The sequence below is a fragment of the Acinetobacter sp. RIT698 genome (assembly GCF_009668065.1).
GTDB lineage: Bacteria > Pseudomonadota > Gammaproteobacteria > Pseudomonadales > Moraxellaceae > Acinetobacter > Acinetobacter guillouiae.
Map to the genome: position 1 here is coordinate 1 of NZ_WJYH01000089.1, position 7,886 is coordinate 7,886.

7 protein-coding genes and 1 pseudogene are annotated in these 7,886 nt (G+C 33.2%); 5 read left to right on the top strand and 3 right to left on the bottom strand.

The genetic code is table 11. The annotated features are described in order from the left end of the window. Positions 1 to 95 precede the first annotated feature (95 nt). Together GJV03_RS20780 and GJV03_RS20785 are read left to right on the top strand one after the other, a co-directional pair. Positions 96 to 1,343, top strand: coding sequence for an AAA family ATPase (locus GJV03_RS20780; protein WP_154131028.1), 1,248 nt, complete (start codon positions 96 to 98; stop codon positions 1,341 to 1,343). Next, positions 1,336 to 2,070, top strand: coding sequence for an HNH endonuclease (locus GJV03_RS20785; protein WP_154131029.1), 735 nt, complete (start codon positions 1,336 to 1,338; stop codon positions 2,068 to 2,070). Before GJV03_RS20780 ends, GJV03_RS20785 begins: the two co-directional genes overlap by 8 nt. Before the next feature lie 35 nt (positions 2,071 to 2,105). Here the strand turns inward: GJV03_RS20785 and GJV03_RS20790 are convergent, their stop codons facing one another. Both GJV03_RS20790 and GJV03_RS20795 read right to left on the bottom strand, forming a co-directional pair. Then, positions 2,106 to 3,026 (bottom strand): LysR family transcriptional regulator, encoded by a 921-nt coding sequence (locus tag GJV03_RS20790; protein WP_154131030.1) that lies wholly within the window; start codon positions 3,024 to 3,026, stop codon positions 2,106 to 2,108. 102 nt (positions 3,027 to 3,128) lie between these two features. Beyond that, on the bottom strand, positions 3,129 to 4,361 hold the full coding sequence (locus GJV03_RS20795) for an integrase arm-type DNA-binding domain-containing protein (RefSeq protein ID WP_034617913.1): 1,233 nt from the start codon (positions 4,359 to 4,361) through the stop codon (positions 3,129 to 3,131). Between the two features lie 167 nt (positions 4,362 to 4,528). On the opposite strand from GJV03_RS20795, the pseudogene GJV03_RS20800 reads away from it, so the two are divergent. After that, positions 4,529 to 4,855, top strand: a pseudogene (locus tag GJV03_RS20800) (aminoacyl-tRNA deacylase); the annotation flags it as partial. A 288-nt stretch (positions 4,856 to 5,143) separates the two neighbouring features. On the opposite strand, the gene GJV03_RS20805 reads toward GJV03_RS20800, so the two are convergent. Next, on the bottom strand, positions 5,144 to 5,554 hold the full coding sequence (locus tag GJV03_RS20805; protein WP_105712538.1) for a helix-turn-helix domain-containing protein: 411 nt from the start codon (positions 5,552 to 5,554) through the stop codon (positions 5,144 to 5,146). A gap of 99 nt (positions 5,555 to 5,653) precedes the next feature. Between GJV03_RS20805 and GJV03_RS20810 the strand changes: the two genes are divergently transcribed. Then, a complete protein-coding gene (locus tag GJV03_RS20810) occupies positions 5,654 to 6,490 on the top strand; it encodes an enoyl-CoA hydratase/isomerase family protein (RefSeq protein ID WP_105712539.1) in 837 nt (278 codons plus the stop codon). A 243-nt stretch (positions 6,491 to 6,733) separates the two neighbouring features. Continuing rightward, a complete protein-coding gene (locus GJV03_RS20815; protein WP_154131031.1) occupies positions 6,734 to 7,513 on the top strand; it encodes an APH(3')-VI family aminoglycoside O-phosphotransferase in 780 nt (259 codons plus the stop codon). Positions 7,514 to 7,886: the final 373 nt, after the last annotated feature.

A 7,886-nucleotide genomic window follows, 5' to 3' on the forward strand; every position in this document is an offset into this window, starting at 1 on the left:
TAAAAATGAAATAGATACAAGTATATAAATAGTATATAGATCTTAAGCTAAAAAATTGTTTAAAATTAAAATAAATCCATTAGAGCTTGTTATTTATGTCATATTATATTTCTCACTTTTTTGCTGAAAATTTTAGACAATTTTCAAAAGTAGATGTTAAGTTCAAAAAAGGTTTTAACATTCTTACAGGTCCCAATGGATGCGGGAAAACTTCAATTCTGACAGGTATAGCGTATTGCTTTTCCCCTAACAATTTTGAACAAACACGATTTAATAATAATAGTTGCTTTTGGGTTGATGTTAAAAAAGAAGAAAAAATTATCAGAGTAGGACTTGGGAAAAACAGTTTTCCAAGTGACACCACTTATAGAAATATACATGTAAGAAATTTTAATCTTCCTGATCCTAATCCAGAAATTAATGAAAATTATGAGATAAATAGCTATAGGCAAAAATATAGATCAGATTTCCCTCTTTTTATAGGGACCTCTAGAGAAATTGATTATATCCAAATAGACGGAATGAAAAGAGAAGGGGATTTTATAAATCAGCAAGATACTATACGCAATTCGAATTTATCTAAAGATTACGGTAAAATTAGTATTAAGCAATGGTTCATAAATAGATATTTTATGATTGATAAACCTTGGGCTTTTGAATACAAAGAAAACTGGAATCATCTAAAAGAATCTTTGCCATTAATTGCCCCATTCAATAGTAATTTTCAATATTTAGATACTAAAGCAAATTTAGAACCAATGTTTTCACTTTACGGGAAAGAATGTTATTTGGAAGAGTTATCTTCTGGATTTCAAGCTATTTTTTCAATTATAGTTAATATAATTCAATGGATTGAGGCAACTAATGTTGAAGGGAGCAAAAGTATTAAGGATGCATCGGGTACAGTTTTAATAGATGAGCTTGATTTGCACCTTCATCCTGAGTGGCAGTTAACATTGAGAAATGGGCTAATTTCAATTTTTCCGAATATTCAATTCATAGTGACATCTCATTCTCCTCATCTATTAGCATCTGCTGAAAATGGAGAAATAATCATTATGGAGAGAATTAAAGATTCAGAAGAATATTACTTTGAACCTACAAATAAGAAATTCTCAGGATGGAACACAGATCAAATTCTTGAAGATGTTATGGGTGTGGAAAGTTTACAAAATAAAGATTACGAGAGGCTTATTGATGTGATCTTAAAATCTTATGAAAATAAAGATATCAAATCCTTTAAGGAAAATTTAAATTTATTCGAATCAATATCACATAAAAATGATTCCATTCTTCAGGTATTTAAGATTAAGTTAGCTTCTTTGGAGTTGAGTAATGATTAAGCTTGAAAGACCTGCTATCGAACCAATTATATTAATTGAAAAAGCAGAAGAATGTACAAAAAATTTAATGCATTTAATTAAAAAATATGGAAGTTATAGTAAAATTCCAATTAAGCAAAAAAATTCTGCTATTTCTTTATATAAACATGAAGAAATTAAAAACATTCTTTTCCCCAGTTCATTTAAAAAATGTGCTTTCTGTGAAACGTTCCCAGAAGATTCTGGAAATATTGAAGTTGAACATTTCCTTCCTAAGGCACAGTATCCAGAAAAAATTTTTGATTGGAAGAATCTTCTACCGAGTTGCCGTAAATGCAATGGTAACAAAGGCGAACATGATACAGTAAAGGAACCAATTGTAAATCCTTATGAAATGGATCCAAAAGATTTTTTTGAAGTCGATTTTTTAAAAATTAAGGCTAAAAATGAAATAGCTAAAACCACATTGAAGGCTTGTGGATTGAATAGTGTTAGATTATATCGTCCAAGAAGTGATATATGTAAAGAATTTTCATTTTTTGAAGATGAATTAGAAACGCATATTGAAGAATTTAAAATTCTTAAAACTAAAATAAAAAAGAAAAATAAATTAAAAAAAATTAACGAATCAATAGATGTAATAGAAGCACTGAGAGCCTCAGATTCTGCTCATTCATTCTTTTGTAACTTTCTTATAGAAAGAAGCGAGCCTTTTAATATTGCAAAAAAAATAGTTGAGGAATATTAGTTAAATTATGTACTAGCTCAAACCAGATCTGACAGTTACCCATTTTTTAGTGTGCCTGTCATCTTGGAAATTTGTGTATCACTATGTAGATAGTTAATTTGAGTTTCTTTCATTTCATTTTTTAACCAATCTAAAAAAATGATCTTTCTTGGATCTTCTGTAATATTTCTATGAGACAGCAAATAATAAGATGAATTATCTTTAATTATTGGAGTTAATTTTTGAAGTGCTCCTCTTTCTAACTCTTTTTCAATCATATATATAGAAATAATAGTAGCTCCTAATCCTGCTAAACATCCTTCTAGACACAAATAAAAATGTTCCAATTCAATTTGGGGCGATTGATGTATGAACTCTTTAAATTCAGTAATTCTAATTAAATTTTTCGAAAAATTTGGGCGTGATAAAGAAACTAATAATTCATGTGTATGTACTTGATGAGAAGCTTGAACCATTACCATGTACTCATCAGCAATCTTTTCACTAAAAATGTGTTCTCCCCAATTGAAATCATTTCTCCGGATAGCTAAATCAATATTGTTTTTTTCAAAATCGACTGTACCTCCACCAGTAAGTAAGACAACATTAAAGTCATATCCAAGATCTTTAAACTTAGATAATCGGGGAATTAACCATTTCATAGAAATAGTGGGTTCACAGGAAAGAACTAATTGTTTTTTATCAAATTTATCATTTTTTAATTCTGTTAGACATTCATCCAATTGGATGAAAATTCTTTGGCAGCATTTAAAGAGTAATTCTCCTTCTTGAGTTATAACTAAAGATTTATTGCGTCGCACGAACAATTGAATATTTAAAGATTCTTCAATATTATAAATTTGTTTACTTACAGCACTTTGAGTAACAAATAATTTTTTTGAAGCTTTAGTAATACTATTATATTTGGCAACAAAATAAAAAAATTTTAGCGAATTCAAAGATATTCTTTCAATCATTTCAAAAACTCATATAGAACTAATACTTTAAATCTCAAAACAACTCTAACTGTCATAAGTATGCATACTTTGATTGGGAATAGTACAATATTTAACAAAAATTTAAGGGTTATTAATGTCTTTCCAACTATCTACAATATCAGCCCATTGTTGCATCATATTACTACGCTGCTCCATATACTTTGCATGATTATATGATGCCCTTGTTTTGTTTTGATCTGAATGAGCTAACTGTTTTTCAATCCAATTTTCATCAAAATCTTTTTCATTCAAAATTGTCGATGCTGTAGCTCTAAAGTCGTGTGCAGTTACTGTCTTTAGTCCCATATTTTTTAATGCAACATTAAGAGTGGAGTTGCCAATAGTATTAGAGTTATTGCCATATACACTGGGGAACACGAACTCTTTATTACCAGACTCAATATACTGAGATTTTAATAAACTAAATAACTGATTTGACATAGGAACTAAGTGTATTCTATTTTTCTTTGTTGTACGTTCTTGATTGTTACTTCTAGTTGAGATAGGGAAATTAATAATTTTTGACTCAAAGTCAACATATCGCCACTTCATACGTCTAATTTCGATTGAACGAAGCATCGTATAAGACATAGTTAAAAGGGCATTTCTGACTGTTAAGGAACCTTTAAAGTTATCTAATCCTCTTCTGAAAAGTGCTTGCTCTTCTCTTGTTAGAGGACGTGCGTGTTCAATTTCGGGGCGCATAAGTACACCACGTACTGCATAAGTTGGATCTGTTTCAGCTCTCAATGTTGCAATAGAATATCTCATCACAGCTCCTATAATCTTTTGATTATTCATTGCTGTAACTTCTCCTGTGCCATGCTTCCCATTGGTTCTAATACGATTAACTGTCGATTTAATAATATATAAAACATCTGCCGAGTTTATATCTTTTACATTTTTTTCACCTATTGCTGGTAAAATATCAATCTCTAATGATTTCCTAAATTTATTAATATAGCCATCGGTACGACTAGACAACATTTCAGATATGTATTCATTCGCAATAAGCTTAAAAGTATTTAGGTTATTTATTTGAGCTTCAAATTTTTCTTGTCTACGAATCTGTATGGGATTTATGCCATCATCGAGGAGTAATCTTGCTTGATCTTTAGCTTTGCGTGCATCAGCTAGACCGATAAGAGGGTATTCTCCTAGGCTTAACATAGAGGCCTTGCCATTATACCTATATCTATAACGCCATAATTTTGTTCCAGTTGATCGAACTTCAATGCAAAGCCCATTGTTATCGGCTATTCTATACGTCTTATCACGTGGTTTAAGACTTTTTATTTTGGTATCTGTAAGCATAGTGAGTAAATTATAATAATTTTGAGGACAATAAAAGTTACTCACAATTTTACTCACATAACTAGATTTTGTATAGTTTGGTTATGTTTCTATATATTTTATAAATTATTAATATTTATAACTTATATTGTGCTTCTGATTTCCTTAGGTTTGTAATGATTTCAATAATAATGCTTTCAGATGATAAAAACTATTTTGTTGCGATACTTCCTGTAAATCATCAATTAAATTTAAAGAAAGTGGCGAGTGCCTTTGCTTGTAAAAAACTACATATGGCTGATCCTAAAGATGCAGAGCGTTTAACTGGATATTTAGTCGGTGGAATCAGTCCTGTAGGTCAAAAAAAGCGTTTAAAAACGGTGATTGATGCTAGCGCAACAGCATTAGCAATGATGTATGTTAGTGGTGGTAAACGTGGTTTAGACATTGGGGTGAAACCTCAAAATTTAGCCAAGGTGTTGGGTGCAAATTTTGTTGATATTGTTGATGAATGAGATGTGTTTTTAGCGTTAAATTTAAAAAAAACTGTTATTCACTATATTAGTCACAAAAATATTGACTCCACTAAGGCAATAGAACTGAAAATTAAAGACAAAGATTACAGTCATTAATTCAAGATATGAACCACCTTTGCGGTGGTTTTTATTGTATAGATGAAAGTGGAACAAAATTAAGTAAGCAAAACAGGTGGTAGTTTTAAAACCTAAATAATCTTTTCCATATTCATCAGATTTTGGACGAGCAAGCCAAGTTCTCATATTTTTAGCTAGCGACTACACACGTTATTTCAGTGTTATGCCTGATTGCTGGGTGGTAGCTGTGCGAATAATATCATCAGATTGGTCATAGTGAGATTGGCACACCTGAATGGTATCCATATTCTCGACGGTCCAGTCGTAGAGCGCGTTAAAAGGCAATTTGAGTGATTGACCAAGTGGCGTCAAGGCATATTCCACCCCTAGCGTTTTCCCATCTATAACGGTGCGTGTCACCATACCATTGCGTTCTAACTTGCGAAGTGTCTGTGTCAATACACGTTGGGTAATACCATCAAGACGCCGTTTGATGGCGTTGAAGCGGCGTGGTTCATGTAACACCATCAAAACCAGCATTGACCATTTATCTGCGATTTGATCGAGAATGGCACGGCTTGGGCAGTCGGCACGGTAGATTGGATCGTGATCAGGGTTCATAGGTATGCTCCAAGATACTTAGGATGCTTAAGGTGCGTAATTGACACTAAGTATACATAAGATACCATGATTGCACACAGCTAAAATCAAGGGTATATGATGACCATTCCAACTTATTCCACACTTCACATTGAGCATGATCGAGGTGTGGCGACTGTCAGCATTAACAATCCACCAGTTAATGTATTGGATGTTGCATTGATGAGTGATATTCGAGCTTTTCTCACTCAGGTACGTGATGACCCACAAACACGTGTAATCGTGTTCCAAAGCGCCGATCCTGAGTTTTTCATCGCTCATGTAGACATGACCTTAATTGATGAGCCAAACGCTTTTGACCAGTTCGCAAAAGATCTACCTAATGGATTGAATCCATTTCAGGCTTTGGGAGAGATGATTCAGGCACAGCCGCAAGTGACAATTGTTAAGCTCGAAGGCTTGGCGCGTGGTGGCGGTGCTGAATTTGTGGCAGCAGTGGACATGGCATTTGCTGCTATTGGGCGCGCTGGTCTCGCCCAATGTGAGGCATTGATGGGGATTATTCCTGGCGGTGGTGGTACTCAATATCTTTCACAGCGTATGACACGGGGGCGTGCACTAGAGGTAATTCTTGGTGCTGACCTTATTGACGCTTTGCTAGCCGAACGATATGGTTGGGTAAATCGTGCGCTTCCGGCAAATGAGTTAGACGCTTTTGTTCATCGCATCGCCACAAATATTGCAGCTTTACCTGAAGGGGTCATCGCCGCTGCAAAGAAAGCAATCCCACCAGCGGATTTAAGTGAAGACTTCCTTCGAGAGCACAAGGCATGGGCTGGTCTGTTTGCGCGTCCGGCTGCTGAAAAACTCATTCGTGGCGGCTTGCAGGCAGGTGCTCAAACAAAAGTAGGCGAACAGGATATGGAGCAACTACTCCGCGATTTGTCTGCATCCTGAGGTCTTGCTGCTGTCTAATATTCTGCTCTAGCTTATTCTTGAGATTTGAGACAGAGAAATACAGCAGCCCACTTTTTAAGTCTAGCGCAGTTTATATAATTGAACGATGATGAATAAATTTTGAAGCATTGACCCTCTATAGGGAATAAGCCATATTTTTGCTACAGTGAACCTAATTAAGATCATCTATTTACTAGGCCTCGCATTTGCGGGGTTTTTAATGCTGAATAAAAGGAAAACTTGATGGAATTGCCCAATATTATTCAACAATTTATTGGAAACAGCGTTTTAGAGCCAAATAAAATTGGTCAGTCGCCATCGGATGTTTATTCTTTTAATCGAAATAATGAAACTTTTTTTCTTAAGCGCTCTAGCACTTTATATACAGAGACCACATACAGTGTCTCTCGTGAAGCGAAAATGTTGAGTTGGCTCTCTGATAAATTAAAGGTGCCTGAACTCATCATGACTTTTCAGGATGAGCAGTTTGAATTCATGATCACTAAAGCGATCAATGCAAAACCAATTCCAGCGCTTTTTTTAACAGAGCAAGAATTGCTTGCTATCTATAAGGAGACACTCAATCAGTTAAATGCAGTTGCTATTATTGATTGCCCATTTATTTCAAGCATTGATCATCGGTTAAAAGAGTCAAAATTTTTTATTGATAACCAACTCCTTGACGAGATAGATCAAGATGATTTTGAGGCTGAATTATGGGGAGACCATAAAACTTACCTAAGTCTTTGGAATGAGTTAAATGAGACTCGTGTTGAAGAAAGATTGGTTTTTTCTCATGGCGATATCACGGATAGTAATATTTTTATAGATAAATCTGGTGAAATTTACTTTTTAGATCTTGGTCGTGCTGGATTAGCAGATGAATTTGTAGATATATCTTTTGTTGAACGTTGCCTAAGAGAGGATGTATCTGAGGAAACTGCTAAAATATTTTTAAAGCATTTAAAAAATGATAGACCTGACAAAAGGAATTATTTTTTAAAACTTGATGAATTGAATTGATTCCAAGCATTATCTAAAAATACTTAACTGTCTTTTTAAGTTTCTAAGTTTTAAATAAATAAGTGAAAAAAGTTAGTGGAGCTACTGATTTAAAGTTTTATATAGCCAATGAATCTAAGTTTTGGTTTTTAAACTAAACTTATTTAAAATTTCTAAAACTGTTTATTAGATTAACTTGTGATTTAATTTTTTTGAATATAAAACTGTTAATTTATTAGCTTTGCAAGTTTATTTAAATTTCATCTTGCAAAGATTTTAACCAATTTTATTATTAATAGTATTTTTTTGTCTGCTTTTCTTTTCCTAGTCTTTTATCTATCCGTCAACCATATAGTATTTTATTAAATTCTTATGGGAAATGACGAATGTTAAA